Below are 19,532 nucleotides of genomic sequence, written 5' to 3'. Positions count from 1 at the left end.
GCACCTCGCTGTGTCCGGGCAGCCCCTTTCCCTGATCGTGGCCTTGCCCGAACGAAGAAGCGGGCCCGGGCGGCAGCCCGGACCCGCTCGTCACGCCGGCGAAGGTCAGTCGCGCGCTTCCGCGAGGAGCTTCTGGAGGCGGGAGACGCCCTCCACCAGGTCCTCGTCGCCCAGCGCGTAGGAGAGGCGCAGATAGCCCGGCGTACCGAAGGCCTCGCCCGGGACGACCGCCACCTCGGCCTCGTCCAGGATCAGCGCCGCCAGCTCCACGGACGACTTCGGACGCTGTCCGCGGAGCTCCTTGCCCAGCAGCCCCTTGACCGACGGGTACACGTAGAACGCGCCCTCCGGCTCCGGGCAGACCACGCCGTCGATCTCGTTGAGCATCCGCACGATCGTCTGCCGCCGGCGGTCGAAGGCGGTGCGCATCTCGGCCACCGCGTCCAGGCTGCCGGACACCGCGGCCAGCGCCGCGATCTGGGCGACGTTCGACACGTTGGACGTCGCGTGCGACTGGAGGTTGGTCGCGGCCTTGACCACGTCCTTCGGGCCGATGATCCACCCCACACGCCAGCCGGTCATGGCATAGGTCTTGGCCACACCGTTGACGACGATGCACTTGTCGCGCAGCTCGGGAACGAGCGCCGGCAGCGAGGAGAAGGTGGCGTCGCCGTACACCAGGTGCTCGTAGATCTCGTCCGTCATCACCCACAGGCCGTGCTCGACGGCCCAGCGGCCGATGGCCTCCGAGTCCTCGCGGCTGTAGACGGCGCCGGTCGGGTTGGACGGGGAGACGAACAGGACGACCTTCGTACGCTCGGTGCGCGCGGCCTCCAGCTGCTCGACGGAGACCCGGTAACCGGTCGTCTCGTCGGCCACCACCTCGACCGGGACGCCGCCCGCGAGCCGGATCGACTCGGGGTAGGTCGTCCAGTACGGAGCGGGCACGATGACCTCGTCACCCGGGTCCAGGATCGCCGCGAACGCCTCGTAGATCGCCTGCTTGCCGCCGTTGGTCACCAGGATCTGCGCGGGGTCCACGGCGTAACCGGAATCCCGCAGCGTCTTGTCGGCGATGGCCTTCTTCAGCTCGGGCAGACCGCCGGCGGGCGTGTAGCGGTGGTACTTCGGGTTGCGGCAGGCCTCGATCGCAGCCTCGACGATGTAGTCGGGCGTGGGGAAGTCGGGCTCACCCGCGCCGAAGCCGATCACCGGACGCCCGGCGGCCTTGAGGGCCTTGGCCTTGGCGTCGACGGCGAGGGTGGCGGACTCGGAGATCGCACCGATGCGGGCGGAGACCCGGCGCTCGGTCGGAGGGGTTGCAGCGCTCATACGGCCATCGTCCCAGACGGCAAACGCGCCCGGCACACGTGTTTCGCGTAGCGGACAGGAACCGCTCCGGAGCTATCTGTTCGACGCGGGGCCCCTGACCACGTACACTCACTCGTCGTTGGCCCTCACCGACCACGTCTGCGGATGCGGTAGGTTGGGGAAACCACAAAGGGTCGTAGCTCAATTGGTAGAGCACTGGTCTCCAAAACCAGCGGTTGGGGGTTCAAGTCCCTCCGGCCCTGCTACACACACCTTCGCCAGGTTGTGTGCGCATGTACGTTATTCAATGAACCGCCGTGCGGCTCCACCGGGCGCGGCACGGCCACGACCCGGAATCAGGTGAAAGAACGTGACGGACGCCGTGGGCTCCATCGACACGCCTGATGCCGAGGACGAGGCGCCCTCGAAGAAGTCCCGCAAGGGCGGAAAGCGCGGGAAGAAGGGCCCTCTGGGCCGCCTCGCGCTGTTCTACCGGCAGATCGTCGCCGAGCTTCGCAAGGTCGTCTGGCCGACTCGGAACCAGCTGACGACGTACACCACAGTGGTGATTGTCTTCGTAGTCGTCATGATTGGTCTGGTGACCGTGATTGACTATGGGTTCCAGGAAGCCGTCAAGTACGTCTTCGGCTGATGCCCGCGAAGGGCGCCGGTAGCGGCGCCCCTTTCGCATGTTCCACCCCGTCTGTAGTCAGGAAGAAGCAGCCACCGTGTCTGACCCGAACGTGAACGACGCCGTTGAGCCGAGCGACAGCCTCGAGTCCCCTGAGGACGAGCTCGACATCGTCGAGGCGGCCGACGAGGACCAGGCGGAACTTGCTGACGCCGCCGCGGGCGAGCCTGCCGAGGAAGAAGCGGTCCAGGCCGACGACGACGCTGCCGCCGAGGCAGAGGTCGACGAAGCCGACGCTGACGCCGAGTCCGAGTCCGACGAGGACGAAGCCGCCGACGAGGACGAGTCCGACGAGGAGCCCCTCGTCGAGGAAGCCCCGGCCGACCCGGTCGCCGCGCTCCGCGACGAGCTGCGCGGTCTGCCCGGCGAGTGGTACGTCATCCACACCTACGCGGGCTACGAGAAGCGCGTGAAGGCGAACCTGGAGCAGCGTGCCGTCTCGCTGAACGTCGAGGACTTCATCTACCAGGCCGAAGTGCCCGAGGAAGAGATCGTCCAGATCAAGAACGGCGAGCGCAAGAACGTCCGGCAGAACAAGCTGCCCGGCTATGTGCTCGTCCGCATGGACCTGACGAACGAGTCCTGGGGCGTCGTCCGCAACACCCCCGGTGTCACCGGCTTCGTGGGCAACGCCTACGACCCGTACCCGCTGACGCTGGACGAGATCGTCAAGATGCTCGCCCCCGAGGCCGAGGAGAAGGCCGCCCGCGAGGCCGCAGAGGCCGAGGGCAAGCCGGCTCCGGCCCGCAAGGTCGAGGTCCAGGTGCTGGACTTCGAGGTCGGCGACTCGGTCACCGTCACCGACGGTCCGTTCGCGACGCTCCAGGCGACGATCAACGAGATCAACCCGGACTCGAAGAAGGTCAAGGGTCTCGTCGAGATCTTCGGCCGCGAGACCCCGGTCGAGCTGAGCTTCGACCAGATCCAGAAGAACTGATTCTGGAACACACGCCTCCGAACAGGTCAGAACGGCTCTCGCAGCCGCTCTGACCTGCTCGGTTTTTGGCCGCACAGTCATACCCGTTATCGTTGTGCGGTATGCCTCCATCCGGATGATCGGCTGGAGCGCTGGAAACTCTCACTAGGACCCGGAGAGAGCAATGCCTCCCAAGAAGAAGAAGGTCACGGGGCTTATCAAGCTCCAGATCCAGGCCGGCGCGGCCAACCCGGCTCCGCCGGTCGGCCCCGCACTGGGTCAGCACGGCGTCAACATCATGGAGTTCTGCAAGGCCTACAACGCCGCGACCGAGTCGCAGCGTGGCATGGTCGTGCCGGTGGAGATCACGGTCTACGAGGACCGTTCCTTCACCTTCATCACCAAGACTCCGCCGGCCGCCAAGCTGATCCTCAAGGCCGCGGGTGTGGACAAGGGCTCTGGCGAGCCGCACAAGACGAAGGTCGCCAAGCTGACGCGCGACCAGGTCCGTGACATCGCCACGACGAAGATGCCCGACCTGAACGCCAACGACCTTGACGCCGCCGAGAAGATCATCGCCGGCACCGCCCGTTCCATGGGCATCACGGTCGAGGGCTGACAGCCCCCGTACGACCTCAGTGGTAGGGCCAAGCGCTGGTCCGAACCACGACTCCACGCCTGAACACACAACAGGAGCAGAAGTGAAGCGCAGCAAGAACCTCCGCGCTGCGGATGCCAAGATCGACCGGGAGCGCAACTACGCCCCGCTCGAGGCCGTCCGTCTCGCCAAGGACACCGCCGCCACCAAGTTCGACGGAACCGTCGAGGTCGCCTTCCGCCTGGGCGTCGACCCGCGCAAGGCCGACCAGATGGTCCGTGGCACCGTCAACCTTCCGCACGGCACCGGCAAGACCGCCCGGGTCCTGGTCTTCGCGACCGGTGACCGTGCTGCGGCCGCGGAAGCCGCGGGCGCCGACATCGTCGGCTCCGACGAACTGATCGACGAGGTTGCGAAGGGCCGTCTGGACTTCGACGCCGTCGTCGCCACCCCGGACCTCATGGGCAAGGTCGGCCGCCTCGGCCGCGTGCTCGGTCCGCGTGGTCTGATGCCGAACCCGAAGACCGGCACCGTCACCCCCGATGTCACCAAGGCTGTGAACGACATCAAGGGCGGCAAGATCGAGTTCCGCGTCGACAAGCACTCGAACCTGCACTTCATCATCGGCAAGGTCTCCTTCGACGAGACGAAGCTGGTCGAGAACTACGCCGCGGCTCTGGAGGAGATCCTCCGTCTGAAGCCGTCCGCCGCGAAGGGCCGCTACATCAAGAAGGCGACCCTGACCACGACGATGGGCCCCGGCATCCCGCTGGACTCCAACCGCACCCGCAACCTCCTCGTCGAGGAGGACCCGGCCTCCGTCTGATCCTGACGGCAGCCGCGGGTCTCGCGCACCGAAGCCGGCCCCCGCACCTCCCAGGAGGTGCGGGGGCCGGCTTTATTCGCTGGGGCGCTGTCAGTCCCTGACGGTAGGGTCACGGGGATTTGTGAGATCCATGCGTACACCTGTGGGGGGAACGTGCATCCGATGTACCGGAAGGCGGCCGGGCTCGCGCTCGCCGGAGCACTGCTGGGCGGCGCTGCGGCCTGCTCGGGGGACGGTTCGGCCCAGCCGGACCGCAAGAGCGTCTCGAAGCCGGTACGGGTCACCTTGGCCGCGGCGATCGAGCGTGCCGCGGCGAAGAACGAGAAGCTGACCTCCCTCTCGTACCGCATGACGGGGCGGATCCCCGGGCAGGGCTCGCTCGAGGCCCGGGCCGCGATCGGCTTCAAGCCGGCCGTCATGCGGATGAACATGACGCAGAAGGACGCCGCCCAGAGCGGCGAGGTGGAGATGCGGCTCGTCGGGGGCGCCGTCTACATCAACGGCGGCAAGGACGCGGCCGACGAGCTGGACGGCAAGAGCTGGATCAAGTTCGACCTGTCCGCGATGGGCAAGAGCGCGGGCGGCCAGGATCCGTTCGCCGGCGTCGGCCGGGCCGACCGTAACCCTGCCGAGGACTCCGAGTCCCTGACCGCTGCCAAGGACCTCCGGAAGGTCGGCCCGCAGACCGTCGACGGCGTGGCCACGACGCACTACACCGGCACCGTGCAGCTGGCGACGATGCGCCAGGGCCTCGTGAAGGAGGACGCGGCGACCAGGAAGCGCCGGGAGAAGAGCCTCGAAGAGTACGAGAAGATGGGGGTCTCGTCGCTCTCGATGGACATGTGGATCGACGGGAACGACCAGACCAAGCAGTTCCGCATCCGGGCCAAGGGCACCAAGGGACCGCTGGACCTGACGATGACGTTCCTCGACTACAACAAGCCCGTCGTGGTGACGGCGCCTCCCGCGTCGGAAACCGCTGACCTGGCCGAGATGTTCAAGGGCGCCGGTCAGGAGCCGTAGGACCGATTTGCTTGACCTGGACCGCTTCACGTACTCTTCCCCAGAAGCCAAAGACCGCTGGTCGTTGCTGCGCCTTCGCAAGAGGGTGTGGCGGCCGAAGGATTCGCTGAACTGCGAACGACCCGCGCAGGTGACTGTGGAAGTACTCCCGGACGGTTCCGTCCGGTCGAGTTCACGCCCCGTGCACCTGTGCCGGGGCGTTTCGTTTTGTGCAGAGCCCCTTCTCCACGTGCCTGATTCAGGCGGTCCGGCGACGTGCGGTTGATCGAAAGGTCAGCCGAGGATCATCACCCCGGAAGGAGGCCGAGGCACATGGCGACGTCCGACAAGGTCGCAGCCGTTGCAGAAATCACGGAGAAGCTCCGCGGTTCCAATGCAGCTGTTGTGACGTCCTACACCGGACTGACCGTGGCGCAGCTCAAGGAGCTTCGCCGTTCTCTCGGCGAGAACGCTCAGTACCGAGTGGTGAAGAACACGCTGACCCAGATCGCGGCCAAGGAGGCCGGGATCGAGCTGGACGAGCACCTCAAGGGCTCGACGGCTGTTGCCTTCGTCACCGGTGACCCGGTGGTGGCGGCGAAGGGACTGCGTGACTTCGCCAAGGACAACCCCGCTCTCGTCATCAAGGGCGGTGTCCTTGAGGGTAAGGCGCTGTCCGCCGACGAGATCAAGAAGCTTGCGGACCTCGAGTCCCGCGAGGTTCTGCTCGCCAAGCTGGCGGGCGCCATGAAGGGCAAGCAGTCGCAGGCTGCCGCGCTCTTCCAGGCGCTCCCGTCGAAGTTCGTCCGCACCGCGGAAGCGCTTCGCGCCAAGAAGGCCGAGCAGGGCGGTGCCGAGTAATCGGCTCGCGCATTGACCGGGGCTATGTGACGCCCTGGTCGTAGCGGGCCTGTACGCCCGCCTTCATGTACATCCGGCACCAGCCGATTTAGTGGAAGGACCGCCATCATGGCGAAGCTCAGCCAGGACGACCTGCTCGCGCAGTTCGAAGAGATGACCCTCATCGAGCTCTCCGAGTTCGTGAAGGCCTTCGAGGAGAAGTTCGACGTCACCGCCGCCGCTCCGGTCGCCGTTGCCGCTGGTGGCGCCGCTGCCGCCCCGGCCGAGGCCGAGGCCGAGCAGGACGAGTTCGACGTCATCCTCACGGGCGCCGGCGACAAGAAGATCCAGGTCATCAAGGTCGTGCGTGAGCTGACCTCCCTGGGTCTGAAGGAGGCCAAGGACCTCGTCGACGGCACCCCGAAGCCTGTCCTCGAGAAGGTCGCCAAGGAGGCCGCTGAGAAGGCCGCCGAGTCCCTCAAGGCCGCCGGCGCCTCCGTCGAGGTCAAGTGACCTTCTGAGCCTCCCACCGTCGGTTCCGCTCAGGTTCCGCGGGAGGCACAGCGAAGGGCGATCACCCATCCGGGTGGTCGCCCTTCGGCGTTGTGGACAGGGCGCATTGCGCTTCCGTTTGCGACGAGTATCGTGATCTTCGCCGTGCGTCCCGCACCCTGGTCAGTGACGATCTCGTCAGCCGGTTGGGTTGGGGGGCCTTGACGAACCGCACGGAGCGCGCAATTCTCAGGACGCGTCGTCACAACGATCCGGATCCGAGGCATGGATCGACGACCGAACGGGCAGTAAGGATGTGCGCCTCCCGGCGCGAGGGCTTACGCGGAGTTGAGAACAACGAGGGTCTCGAAAACCCGCACTGGACATCAGTGTGCCAAGTGGCTACACTGACCCTTTGCGCTGCCTGTTAGCTGCCTCCTGCCCGTCACCAGGGGCATCCCCACGCATGAGCACAGTGGACTGAACATCCCCCAGCTGGGATTTCTTCCTCTGTGTCCGGCATGGGACCGGTACGCGCGTAGTGAGTCCGAGCCCTCGGAAGGACCCCCTCTTGGCCGCCTCGCGCAACGCCTCGACCGCGAATACGAACAACGGCGCCAGCACCGCCCCGCTGCGCATCTCTTTTGCAAAGATCAAGGAGCCCCTCGAGGTTCCGAACCTCCTCGCGCTGCAGACCGAGAGCTTTGACTGGCTTCTCGGCAATGCCGCCTGGAAGTCTCGAGTCGAGGCGGCCCTGGACAGCGGACAGGACGTCCCCACGAAGTCCGGTCTGGAGGAGATCTTCGAGGAGATCTCCCCGATCGAGGACTTCTCCGGGTCGATGTCCCTGACCTTCCGCGACCACCGCTTCGAGCCTCCGAAGAACTCCATCGACGAGTGCAAGGAGCGCGACTTCACGTACGCGGCCCCGCTCTTCGTCACCGCCGAGTTCACCAACAACGAGACCGGCGAGATCAAGTCCCAGACGGTCTTCATGGGCGACTTCCCGCTCATGACCAACAAGGGCACGTTCGTCATCAACGGCACCGAGCGTGTCGTGGTGTCGCAGCTGGTCCGCTCGCCGGGTGTCTACTTCGACTCCAACATCGACAAGACGTCCGACAAGGACATCTTCACGGCCAAGATCATCCCCTCCCGGGGTGCCTGGCTCGAGATGGAGATCGACAAGCGCGACATGGTCGGTGTCCGCATCGACCGCAAGCGCAAGCAGTCCGTCACCGTCCTCCTGAAGGCTCTCGGCTGGACCACCGAGCAGATCCTCGAGGAGTTCGGCGAGTACGAGTCCATGCGCGCCACCCTGGAGAAGGACCACACCCAGGGCCAGGACGACGCGCTGCTCGACATCTACCGCAAGCTCCGCCCGGGCGAGCCGCCCACGCGTGAGGCTGCTCAGACGCTGCTCGAGAACCTCTACTTCAACCCGAAGCGCTACGACCTCGCCAAGGTCGGCCGCTACAAGGTGAACAAGAAGCTCGGCGCGGACGAGCCGCTGGACGCCGGCGTGCTCACCACCGACGACGTCATCGCGACCATCAAGTACCTGGTCAAGCTGCACGCCGGTGAGACCGACACGGTCGGCGAGAGCGGCACCCAGATCGTCGTCGAGACCGACGACATCGACCACTTCGGCAACCGTCGTCTGCGCAACGTCGGCGAGCTCATCCAGAACCAGGTCCGCACGGGTCTGGCTCGTATGGAGCGCGTCGTGCGTGAGCGCATGACGACCCAGGACGTCGAGGCGATCACGCCGCAGACCCTGATCAACATCCGGCCGGTCGTCGCCTCCATCAAGGAGTTCTTCGGCACCAGCCAGCTGTCGCAGTTCATGGACCAGAACAACCCGCTGTCGGGTCTCACCCACAAGCGCCGTCTGTCGGCGCTCGGTCCGGGTGGTCTCTCCCGTGAGCGGGCCGGCTTCGAGGTCCGAGACGTTCACCCGTCGCACTACGGCCGCATGTGCCCGATCGAGACCCCTGAAGGCCCGAACATCGGTCTGATCGGCTCGCTCGCGTCCTACGGCCGCGTCAACGCGTTCGGTTTCGTCGAGACGCCGTACCGCCGTGTCGTCGACGACCAGGTGACCGACGACGTCGACTACCTGACCGCCGACGAGGAGGACCGCTTCGTCATCGCGCAGGCCAACGCCGCGCTGACCGACGACATGCGGTTCGCCGAGAACCGCGTGCTGGTCCGCCGTCGTGGCGGAGAGGTCGACTACGTCCCGGGCTCCGACGTGGACTACATGGACGTCTCGCCGCGCCAGATGGTGTCGGTCGCGACCGCCATGATCCCGTTCCTCGAGCACGACGACGCCAACCGTGCCCTCATGGGCGCGAACATGATGCGTCAGGCCGTTCCGCTGATCACGGCCGAGGCGCCGCTGGTCGGCACCGGCATGGAGTACCGCTGTGCGGTCGACGCCGGTGACGTCATCAAGGCCGAGAAGGACGGTGTGGTCCAGGAGGTCTCCGCGGACTACGTCACGGTCGCCAACGACGACGGCACGTACACCACGTACCGCGTCGCCAAGTTCTCCCGCTCCAACCAGGGCACCTCGGTCAACCAGAAGGTCGTCGTCAACGAGGGCGACCGCGTCGTCGAGAACCAGGTTCTCGCCGACGGTCCGGCCACCGAGCAGGGCGAGATGGCGCTGGGCAAGAACCTGCTCGTCGCCTTCATGCCGTGGGAGGGTCACAACTACGAGGACGCGATCATCCTGTCGCAGCGCCTCGTGCAGGACGACGTCCTCTCCTCGATCCACATCGAGGAGCACGAGGTCGACGCCCGTGACACCAAGCTCGGTCCGGAGGAGATCACCCGGGACATCCCGAACGTCTCCGAGGAGGTCCTCGCGGACCTCGACGAGCGCGGCATCATCCGTATCGGTGCCGAGGTCGTCGCCGGCGACATCCTCGTCGGCAAGGTCACGCCCAAGGGTGAGACCGAGCTGACCCCGGAGGAGCGCCTGCTCCGCGCGATCTTCGGTGAGAAGGCGCGCGAAGTGCGTGACACCTCGCTGAAGGTGCCCCACGGCGAGATCGGCAAGGTCATCGGCGTCCGCGTCTTCGACCGCGAAGAGGGCGACGAGCTGCCGCCGGGCGTGAACCAGCTGGTCCGCGTCTACGTCGCGCAGAAGCGCAAGATCACCGACGGTGACAAGCTCGCCGGCCGTCACGGCAACAAGGGCGTCATCTCGAAGATCCTGCCGATCGAGGACATGCCGTTCCTGGAGGACGGCACCCCGGTCGACATCATCCTCAACCCGCTGGGTGTCCCGTCCCGAATGAACCCGGGACAGGTTCTCGAGATCCACCTCGGCTGGCTCGCCAGCCAGGGCTGGAAGGTCGAGGGCAGCGAGGAGTGGATGGAGCGGCTGAAGGTCATCGGCGCCGACGAGGTCGCTGCCGGTACCAACGTCGCCACCCCGGTCTTCGACGGTGCGCGTGAGGACGAGATCTCGGGTCTCTTCGAGTCCACGATCCCGAACCGCGACGGCAACCGGATGGTCCAGCCGTCCGGCAAGGCCAACCTGTTCGACGGCCGCTCCGGTGAGCCGTTCCCGGACCCGGTTTCGGTCGGGTACATGTACATCCTCAAGCTCCACCACCTGGTCGACGACAAGCTCCACGCACGTTCGACCGGTCCGTACTCGATGATCACGCAGCAGCCGCTGGGTGGTAAGGCACAGTTCGGTGGCCAGCGCTTCGGTGAGATGGAGGTGTGGGCGCTCGAGGCTTATGGAGCCGCCTACGCCCTCCAGGAGCTGCTGACCATCAAGTCCGACGACGTGACCGGCCGCGTGAAGGTCTACGAGGCCATCGTCAAGGGCGAGAACATCCCCGAGCCGGGCATTCCCGAGTCCTTCAAGGTGCTCATCAAGGAAATGCAGTCGCTCTGCCTCAACGTGGAGGTGCTGTCCTCGGACGGCATGTCCATCGAGATGCGCGACACCGACGAGGACGTCTTCCGCGCGGCGGAGGAGCTCGGTATCGACCTGTCCCGGCGCGAGCCGAGCAGCGTCGAAGAGGTCTGACGGGCCTGACGGGGGGCTCGCTCAAGAGCCCCCCGTCATCCCCGGGACCGTTCAGACCATGATTGAGACTCGACCCCGAAAGAGGGATTGACGCACAGTGCTCGACGTCAACTTCTTCGACGAGCTGCGGATCGGCCTTGCCACCGCGGACGACATCCGAACCTGGTCGCACGGCGAGGTCAAGAAGCCGGAGACCATCAACTACCGCACGCTCAAGCCCGAAAAGGACGGACTCTTCTGCGAGAAGATCTTCGGTCCGACCCGGGACTGGGAGTGCTACTGCGGCAAGTACAAGCGTGTCCGCTTCAAGGGCATCATCTGTGAGCGCTGTGGCGTCGAGGTCACGCGTGCCAAGGTGCGCCGTGAGCGGATGGGCCACATCGAACTGGCCGCACCCGTCACCCACATCTGGTACTTCAAGGGTGTTCCGTCGCGCCTGGGCTACCTGCTGGACCTGGCGCCGAAGGACCTCGAGAAGGTCATCTACTTCGCCGCGTACATGATCACGTTCGTGGACGAGGAGCGCCGTACGCGCGACCTGCCCTCGCTGGAGGCCCACGTCTCCGTCGAGCGCCAGCAGGTCGAGAACCGCCGCGACTCCGACCTCGAGGCCCGTGCCAAGAAGCTCGAGACCGACCTGGCCGAGCTCGAGGCAGAGGGCGCGAAGGCCGACGTGCGCCGCAAGGTGCGCGAGGGCGCCGAGCGTGAGATGAAGCAGCTGCGCGACCGTGCGCAGCGCGAGATCGACCGCCTCGACGAGGTGTGGAGCCGCTTCAAGAACCTCAAGGTCCAGGACCTGGAGGGTGACGAGCTGCTCTACCGCGAGCTGCGTGACCGCTTCGGCACGTACTTCGACGGCTCGATGGGTGCCGCGGCGCTGCAGAAGCGCCTGGAGTCCTTCGACCTCGACGAGGAGGCCGAGCGCCTCCGCGAGATCATCCGTACCGGCAAGGGCCAGAAGAAGACCCGTGCGCTCAAGCGCCTCAAGGTCGTCTCCGCGTTCCTGCAGACCAGCAACAGCCCCAAGGGCATGGTGCTGGACTGCGTGCCGGTCATCCCGCCGGACCTGCGTCCGATGGTGCAGCTGGACGGTGGCCGTTTCGCGACCTCCGACCTGAACGACCTGTACCGCCGTGTGATCAACCGCAACAACCGCCTCAAGCGTCTCCTTGACCTCGGTGCCCCCGAGATCATCGTGAACAACGAGAAGCGGATGCTGCAGGAGGCCGTCGACGCGCTGTTCGACAACGGCCGCCGTGGTCGCCCGGTCACCGGTCCCGGTAACCGCCCGCTGAAGTCCCTCAGCGACATGCTGAAGGGCAAGCAGGGTCGTTTCCGTCAGAACCTGCTCGGCAAGCGAGTCGACTACTCGGCGCGTTCCGTCATCGTCGTCGGCCCGCAGCTGAAGCTGCACCAGTGCGGTCTGCCCAAGGCCATGGCGCTGGAGCTCTTCAAGCCGTTCGTGATGAAGCGCCTGGTGGACCTGAACCACGCGCAGAACATCAAGTCGGCCAAGCGCATGGTCGAGCGTGGCCGCACCGTCGTGTACGACGTCCTCGAAGAGGTCATCGCCGAACACCCGGTGCTGCTGAACCGTGCGCCGACCCTGCACCGCCTCGGCATCCAGGCCTTCGAGCCGCAGCTGGTCGAGGGCAAGGCCATCCAGATCCACCCGCTCGTCTGCACCGCGTTCAACGCGGACTTCGACGGTGACCAGATGGCCGTGCACCTGCCGCTCTCCGCGGAGGCGCAGGCCGAGGCCCGCATCCTGATGCTGTCCTCCAACAACATCCTCAAGCCGGCCGACGGCCGTCCGGTCACCATGCCCACCCAGGACATGGTGCTCGGCCTCTTCTTCCTCACCACGGACGAGGAGGAGCGCGAGGTCAAGGGCGAGGGCCGGTCCTTCGGCTCCACCGCCGAGGCGATCATGGCGTTCGACGCCAAGGAGCTCTCGCTCCAGGCGAAGGTCGACATCCGCTTCCCGGTGGGCACCATCCCGCCGCGCGGCTGGACCCCCCCGGCCGTCGAGGAGGGCGAGGACGGCGTCGGCGAGCGTGTGTACCAGCAGGGCGACAGCTTCCGGCTGCGCACGACGCTGGGCCGCGCGCTCTTCAACGAGCTGCTGCCCGAGGACTACCCGTTCGTCGACTACTCGGTGGGCAAGAAGCAGCTCTCCGAGATCGTGAACGACCTCGCCGAGCGCTACCCCAAGGTCATCGTGGCGGCGACGCTCGACAACCTGAAGTCCGCGGGCTTCTTCTGGGCGACCCGTTCCGGTGTCACCGTGGCCATCTCCGACGTCGTGGTCCCCGAGGCCAAGAAGGCGATCGTCCGGGGCTACGAGGAGCAGGACGAGAAGGTCCAGAAGCAGTACGAGCGCGGTCTGATCACCAAGCAGGAGCGCACGCAGGAGCTCATCACCATCTGGACCAAGGCGACCAACGAGGTTGCCGAGGCGATGAACGCGAACTTCCCGAAGACCAACCCCATCTTCATGATGGTGAACTCGGGTGCTCGCGGAAACATGATGCAGATGCGTCAGATCGCCGGTATGCGTGGTCTGGTGTCCAACGCCAAGAACGAGACGATTCCGCGTCCCATCAAGGCGTCGTTCCGTGAGGGCCTGTCCGTGTTGGAGTACTTCATCTCCACGCACGGTGCCCGTAAGGGTCTGGCGGACACCGCCCTGCGTACCGCCGACTCGGGTTACCTGACCCGTCGTCTGGTGGACGTCTCGCAGGACGTGATCATTCGCGAGGAGGACTGCGGCACCGACCGTGGCCTCAAGCTGAAGATCGCCGAGCGGGGTGCCGACGGCTCCCTGCGCAAGACCGAGGACGTCGAGACCTCCGTGTACGCGCGGATGCTCGCCGAGGACGTCGTCGTCGACGGCAAGGTCATCGCGCCGGCCAACGTCGACCTGGGTGACGTGCTCATCGACGCCCTGGTGGGCGCCGGTGTCGAGGAGGTCAAGACCCGCTCGGTCCTGACCTGTGAGTCCGCGGTCGGCACCTGTGCCTTCTGCTACGGACGCTCGCTGGCCACCGGCAAGCTGGTCGACATCGGTGAGGCGGTCGGCATCATCGCCGCCCAGTCCATCGGTGAGCCCGGTACCCAGCTGACGATGCGTACCTTCCACACCGGTGGTGTGGCCGGTGACGACATCACCCAGGGTCTGCCCCGTGTCGTCGAGCTCTTCGAGGCTCGTACGCCCAAGGGTGTCGCCCCGATCTCGGAGGCGGCCGGCCGCGTCCGTATCGAGGAGACCGAGAAGACCAAGAAGCTCGTCGTCACCCCGGACGACGGCAGCGACGAGACGCCGTTCCCGATCTCGAAGCGTGCCCGTCTCCTGGTGGGCGAGGGCGACCACGTCGAGGTGGGCCAGAAGCTCACCGTGGGTGCCACCAACCCGCACGACGTGCTGCGGATCCTCGGTCAGCGCGCGGTCCAGGTCCACCTGGTCGGCGAGGTCCAGAAGGTCTACAACTCGCAGGGTGTGTCGATCCACGACAAGCACATCGAGATCATCATCCGGCAGATGCTCCGCCGAGTGACGATCATCGAGTCCGGCGACGCCGAGCTGCTTCCGGGCGAGCTCGTCGAGCGGTCGAAGTTCGAGACCGAGAACCGTCGTGTGGTCACCGAGGGCGGTCACCCCGCCTCCGGCCGTCCGCAGCTGATGGGTATCACCAAGGCCTCGCTCGCGACCGAGTCGTGGCTGTCGGCGGCGTCCTTCCAGGAGACGACCAGGGTTCTGACCGACGCGGCGATCAACGCCAAGTCGGACTCCCTGATCGGCCTCAAGGAGAACGTCATCATCGGTAAGCTCATCCCGGCCGGTACGGGCCTGTCCCGCTACCGCAACATCCGGGTGGAGCCCACCGAGGAGGCCAAGGCCGCGATGTACTCGGCCGTCGGCTACGACGACATCGACTACTCGCCGTTCGGCACCGGCTCCGGCCAGGCCGTTCCGCTGGAGGACTACGACTACGGTCCGTACAACCAGTAAGCAGTAGTACGTCCCTCAGGACGTCCACAGGGCGGCCATCCCTCGCGGGATGGCCGCCCTGTGTCATATGTTGCAGGCTCGTGTGTCCTGCGCGTGGGCAGTTGTTTTGACCGGAGCCGATGCGGTAGGTACGCTCTGACCTTGTGCCTGGGGTGTGCCTGGGCTCGTGTGCGTGTCTTCAGCCGCACGGCGAGCCTGAGAACGAGGCCACCGTAATCTGCGCTCTTTTCGCCTGGCGGCGAAGGTCTGCAGTATTCGACACACCCGACCGCGTGGGTCGGAGATGTTCCAGGTTAGTTTCACTACACGGCACACAGAAACCGGAGAAGTAGTGCCTACGATCCAGCAGCTGGTCCGTAAGGGCCGGCAGGACAAGGTCGAGAAGAACAAGACGCCCGCACTCGAGGGTTCCCCTCAGCGCCGCGGCGTCTGCACGCGTGTGTTCACGACCACCCCGAAGAAGCCGAACTCGGCCCTGCGGAAGGTCGCGCGTGTGCGTCTGACCTCCGGCATCGAGGTCACGGCCTACATTCCGGGTGAGGGACACAACCTGCAGGAGCACTCCATCGTGCTCGTGCGTGGTGGCCGTGTGAAGGACCTGCCGGGTGTTCGTTACAAGATCATCCGCGGTTCCCTGGACACCCAGGGTGTCAAGAACCGCAAGCAGGCCCGCAGCCGCTACGGCGCCAAGAAGGAGAAGTAAGAATGCCTCGTAAGGGCCCCGCCCCGAAGCGCCCGGTCATCATCGACCCGGTCTACGGTTCTCCTCTTGTCACGTCGCTGATCAACAAGATCCTGCTCAACGGCAAGCGTTCCACTGCCGAGCGGATCGTCTACGGCGCCATGGAAGGCCTCCGCGAGAAGACCGGCGCTGACCCGGTCATCACGCTGAAGCGCGCCCTCGAGAACGTCAAGCCGTCTCTCGAGGTCAAGTCCCGCCGTGTCGGTGGCGCCACCTACCAGGTGCCGATCGAGGTCAAGCCCGGTCGCGCCGCCACCCTCGCGCTGCGCTGGGTCGTCGGTTACTCCCGCGCCCGTCGCGAGAAGACCATGACCGAGCGCCTCATGAACGAACTGCTCGACGCCTCCAACGGCCTCGGCGCTTCGGTCAAGAAGCGTGAGGACACGCACAAGATGGCCGAGTCCAACAAGGCCTTCGCGCACTACCGCTGGTAGTCGCTACCCACATCGAGACCGAGAGAAGATTGAGCCTTATGGCCACCACTTCGCTTGACCTGGCCAAGGTCCGCAACATCGGGATCATGGCCCACATCGACGCGGGCAAGACGACGACCACCGAGCGCATCCTGTTTTACACCGGTGTGAGCTACAAGATCGGTGAGGTCCACGACGGCGCTGCCACGATGGACTGGATGGAGCAGGAGCAGGAGCGCGGCATCACGATCACGTCCGCCGCGACGACCTGTCACTGGCCGCTCGAGGACGTCGATCACACCATCAACATCATCGACACCCCGGGCCACGTGGACTTCACGGTCGAGGTGGAGCGTTCGCTCCGCGTCCTCGACGGTGCCGTCACCGTGTTCGACGGTGTCGCCGGTGTTGAGCCGCAGTCCGAGACCGTCTGGCGTCAGGCGGACCGCTACGGCGTGCCGCGTATCTGCTTCGTCAACAAGCTCGACCGCACCGGCGCGGAGTTCCACCGCTGCGTCGACATGATCGTGGACCGCCTCGGCGCGACCCCGATCGTGATGCAGCTGCCGATCGGTGCCGAGGCAGACTTCAAGGGCGTCATCGACCTCGTTCGTATGAAGGCTCTTGTCTGGTCCGCAGAGGCCACCAAGGGCGAGATGTACGACGTCGTCGACATCCCGGCCACGCACACCGAGGCGGCCGACGAGTGGCGCGGCAAGCTGCTCGAAGCCGTGTCGGAGAACGACGACGAGATGATGGAGCTCTACCTCGAGGGCCAGGAGCCCACCGAGGAGCAGCTCTACCAGGCGATCCGTCGTATCACCATCGCGTCCGGCAAGGGCGGCGGCACCACCGTCACCCCCGTCTTCTGCGGTACCGCGTTCAAGAACAAGGGCGTTCAGCCCCTGCTCGACGCGGTGGTGCGCTACCTCCCCTCGCCCCTCGACGTCGAAGGCATTGACGGCCACGACGTCAAGGACGCGGAGCAGGTCATCACGCGCCGTCCGTCCGACGACGAGCCGCTGGCCGCCCTGGCCTTCAAGATCGCGAGCGACCCGCACCTGGGCAAGCTCACCTTCATCCGGGTCTACTCGGGTCGCCTGGAGTCCGGCACCGCGGTGCTGAACCCCACCAAGGGCAAGAAGGAGCGCATCGGCAAGATCTACCGCATGCACGCGAACAAGCGTGAGGAGATCGAGTCGGTGGGTGCCGGCGACATCGTCGCCGTCATGGGCCTGAAGCAGACCACCACCGGTGAGACGCTGTGCGACGACAAGAACCCGGTGATCCTGGAGTCCATGGACTTCCCGGCGCCGGTCATTCAGGTCGCGATCGAGCCCAAGTCCAAGGGTGACCAGGAGAAGCTGGGTGTCGCCATCCAGCGTCTCGCGGAGGAGGACCCCTCCTTCCAGGTGCACTCGGACGAGGAGACCGGCCAGACCATCATCGGTGGTATGGGTGAGCTTCACCTCGAGGTGCTCGTCGACCGCATGCGGCGCGAGTTCCGCGTCGAGGCGAACGTCGGCAAGCCGCAGGTCGCGTACCGCGAGACGATCCGCAAGGCCGTCGAGCGTATCGACTACACGCACAAGAAGCAGACCGGTGGTACCGGTCAGTTCGCGAAGGTGCAGATCGCGCTGGAGCCCATCGAGGGCGGCGACGCGACCTACGAGTTCGTGAACAAGGTCACGGGTGGCCGCATCCCCCGTGAGTACATTCCGTCGGTCGACGCCGGTGCGCAGGAAGCCATGCAGTTCGGCATCCTGGCCGGCTACGAGATGGTGGGCGTCCGCGTCACCCTTCTCGACGGTGGCTACCACGAGGTCGACTCCTCCGAGCTGGCGTTCAAGATCGCCGGTTCGCAGGCGTTCAAGGAGGGTGCCCGCAAGGCGTCCCCCGTGCTGCTCGAGCCGATGATGGCCGTCGAGGTCACCACGCCCGAGGACTACATGGGTGATGTCATCGGCGACCTCAACTCCCGCCGTGGCCAGATCCAGGCCATGGAGGAGCGCAGCGGCGCTCGCGTCGTGAAGGGCCTCGTGCCCCTCTCGGAGATGTTCGGCTACGTCGGAGACCTCCGCAGCAAGACCTCGGGTCGCGCAAGCTACTCGATGCAGTTCGACTCCTACGCCGAGGTTCCGCGGAACGTCGCCGAGGAGATCATCGCGAAGGCCAAGGGCGAGTAACTCTTCCGAGTTCACGCTTTAGGCTTGTCACCGGAGCCTGCTGGGGCATTCCGGCCGTTACGCAAGTAATCGGCGGGAATGCCCCGGGCCCCGGCATTCCAGCAAAGATCACCTGGCGCCGATGAAGCAAGGCGTACAGAACCACTCCACAGGAGGACCCAGTGGCGAAGGCGAAGTTCGAGCGGACTAAGCCGCACGTCAACATCGGCACCATCGGTCACATCGACCACGGTAAGACGACCCTTACGGCCGCCATTACCAAGGTGCTGCATGACGCGTACCCGGACCTGAACGAGGCCTCGGCCTTCGACCAGATCGACAAGGCTCCTGAGGAGCGCCAGCGCGGTATCACCATCTCCATCGCGCACGTCGAGTACCAGACGGAGTCGCGTCACTACGCGCACGTCGACTGCCCGGGTCACGCGGACTACATCAAGAACATGATCACGGGTGCCGCGCAGATGGACGGCGCGATCCTCGTGGTTGCCGCCACCGACGGCCCGATGCCGCAGACCAAGGAGCACGTGCTCCTGGCCCGCCAGGTCGGCGTTCCGTACATCGTCGTCGCCCTGAACAAGGCCGACATGGTGGACGACGAGGAGATCATGGAGCTCGTCGAGCTCGAGGTCCGTGAGCTCCTCTCCGAGTACGAGTTCCCGGGCGACGACCTTCCGGTCGTCCGTGTCTCGGCGCTCAAGGCGCTCGAGGGCGACAAGGAGTGGGGCCAGTCGGTCCTGAACCTGATGGCCGCCGTCGACGAGTCGATCCCGCAGCCCGAGCGCGACGTCGACAAGCCGTTCCTGATGCCGATCGAGGACGTCTTCACGATCACCGGTCGTGGCACCGTCGTCACCGGTCGTATCGAGCGTGGTGTCCTCAAGGTCAACGAGACCGTCGACATCGTCGGTATCAAGACCGAGAAGACCACCACCACGGTCACCGGCATCGAGATGTTCCGCAAGCTGCTCGACGAGGGCCAGGCCGGTGAGAACGTCGGTCTGCTCCTCCGTGGCATCAAGCGCGAGGACGTCGAGCGCGGCCAGGTCATCATCAAGCCGGGTTCGGTCACGCCGCACACGAGCTTCGAGGCCCAGGCCTACATCCTGTCGAAGGACGAGGGTGGCCGTCACACCCCCTTCTTCAACAACTACCGCCCGCAGTTCTACTTCCGTACCACGGACGTGACCGGCGTCGTGACCCTCCCCGAGGGCACCGAGATGGTCATGCCGGGCGACAACACCGTCATGACGGTCGAGCTGATCCAGCCCGTCGCCATGGAGGAGGGCCTGAAGTTCGCCATCCGTGAGGGTGGCCGGACCGTGGGCGCCGGCCAGGTCACCAAGATCAACAAGTAAATCTTGTCGGTCTGACCTGGTAGCTCCTTTTCGAGCACCAAGCAGGAGGCCCCGCACCTTTCGGTGCGGGGCCTCTTCGCGTTGTCGGCGGGTG

14 protein-coding genes and 1 tRNA gene are annotated in these 19,532 nt (G+C 65.9%); 14 read left to right on the top strand and 1 reads right to left on the bottom strand.

From position 1 onward, the window contains the following. Positions 1-105 precede the first annotated feature (105 nt). A complete protein-coding gene (locus tag RPQ07_RS15325; protein ID WP_313944703.1) occupies positions 106-1,332 on the bottom strand; it encodes a pyridoxal phosphate-dependent aminotransferase in 1,227 nt (408 codons plus the stop codon). 169 nt (positions 1,333-1,501) lie between these two features. On the opposite strand from RPQ07_RS15325, the gene RPQ07_RS15320 reads away from it, so the two are divergent. The 14 genes from RPQ07_RS15320 (at position 1,502) to tuf (ending at position 19,438) form a co-directional block, all read left to right on the top strand. Continuing rightward, positions 1,502-1,574 (top strand) — tRNA-Trp (locus tag RPQ07_RS15320). Between the two features lie 107 nt (positions 1,575-1,681). After that, positions 1,682-1,963, top strand: coding sequence for a preprotein translocase subunit SecE (gene secE / locus RPQ07_RS15315; RefSeq protein WP_313944702.1), 282 nt, complete (start codon positions 1,682-1,684; stop codon positions 1,961-1,963). 76 nt (positions 1,964-2,039) lie between these two features. Continuing rightward, entirely contained in the window at positions 2,040-2,939 is a 900-nt protein-coding gene (gene nusG, locus RPQ07_RS15310) for a transcription termination/antitermination protein NusG (RefSeq protein WP_313944701.1), read from the top strand. Positions 2,940-3,102: 163 nt separating this feature from the next. Next, on the top strand, positions 3,103-3,537 hold the full coding sequence (gene rplK, locus RPQ07_RS15305) for a 50S ribosomal protein L11 (protein ID WP_123188882.1): 435 nt from the start codon (positions 3,103-3,105) through the stop codon (positions 3,535-3,537). An 82-nt stretch (positions 3,538-3,619) separates the two neighbouring features. Further along, entirely contained in the window at positions 3,620-4,342 is a 723-nt protein-coding gene (gene rplA / locus RPQ07_RS15300; RefSeq protein WP_313944700.1) for a 50S ribosomal protein L1, read from the top strand. 162 nt (positions 4,343-4,504) lie between these two features. Then, positions 4,505-5,365: a DUF1396 domain-containing protein gene (locus tag RPQ07_RS15295; protein WP_313944699.1), complete on the top strand. Its 861-nt coding sequence runs from the start codon at positions 4,505-4,507 to the stop codon at positions 5,363-5,365. A 312-nt stretch (positions 5,366-5,677) separates the two neighbouring features. Continuing rightward, a complete protein-coding gene (gene rplJ, locus RPQ07_RS15290; RefSeq protein WP_313944698.1) occupies positions 5,678-6,205 on the top strand; it encodes a 50S ribosomal protein L10 in 528 nt (175 codons plus the stop codon). Between the two features lie 108 nt (positions 6,206-6,313). Beyond that, a complete protein-coding gene (gene rplL, locus RPQ07_RS15285) occupies positions 6,314-6,697 on the top strand; it encodes a 50S ribosomal protein L7/L12 (protein WP_313944697.1) in 384 nt (127 codons plus the stop codon). A 550-nt stretch (positions 6,698-7,247) separates the two neighbouring features. After that, positions 7,248-10,730 carry a DNA-directed RNA polymerase subunit beta gene (gene rpoB, locus RPQ07_RS15280; RefSeq protein ID WP_313944696.1) on the top strand — a complete coding sequence of 1,161 codons (3,483 nt, stop codon included), beginning with the start codon at positions 7,248-7,250 and terminating at the stop codon, positions 10,728-10,730. 97 nt (positions 10,731-10,827) lie between these two features. Then, the gene (locus RPQ07_RS15275) at positions 10,828-14,742 is read left to right on the top strand and encodes a DNA-directed RNA polymerase subunit beta' (RefSeq protein ID WP_313944695.1); all 3,915 of its coding nucleotides are present in this window, start codon (positions 10,828-10,830) and stop codon (positions 14,740-14,742) included. Between the two features lie 331 nt (positions 14,743-15,073). After that, positions 15,074-15,445, top strand: coding sequence for a 30S ribosomal protein S12 (rpsL, locus tag RPQ07_RS15270; RefSeq protein ID WP_003948652.1), 372 nt, complete (start codon positions 15,074-15,076; stop codon positions 15,443-15,445). Positions 15,446-15,447: 2 nt separating this feature from the next. Continuing rightward, entirely contained in the window at positions 15,448-15,918 is a 471-nt protein-coding gene (gene rpsG / locus RPQ07_RS15265; RefSeq protein ID WP_147987673.1) for a 30S ribosomal protein S7, read from the top strand. 38 nt (positions 15,919-15,956) lie between these two features. After that, positions 15,957-18,083, top strand: coding sequence for an elongation factor G (fusA, locus tag RPQ07_RS15260; RefSeq protein ID WP_313944694.1), 2,127 nt, complete (start codon positions 15,957-15,959; stop codon positions 18,081-18,083). 161 nt (positions 18,084-18,244) lie between these two features. Continuing rightward, positions 18,245-19,438 carry an elongation factor Tu gene (tuf, locus tag RPQ07_RS15255; RefSeq protein ID WP_313944693.1) on the top strand — a complete coding sequence of 398 codons (1,194 nt, stop codon included), beginning with the start codon at positions 18,245-18,247 and terminating at the stop codon, positions 19,436-19,438. Positions 19,439-19,532: the final 94 nt, after the last annotated feature.

This window comes from Streptomyces sp. AM8-1-1, assembly GCF_032229325.1.
Taxonomy (GTDB): Bacteria; Actinomycetota; Actinomycetes; order Streptomycetales; family Streptomycetaceae; genus Streptomyces; species Streptomyces achmelvichensis.
This window is presented reverse-complemented; position numbering and strand designations above follow the sequence as displayed.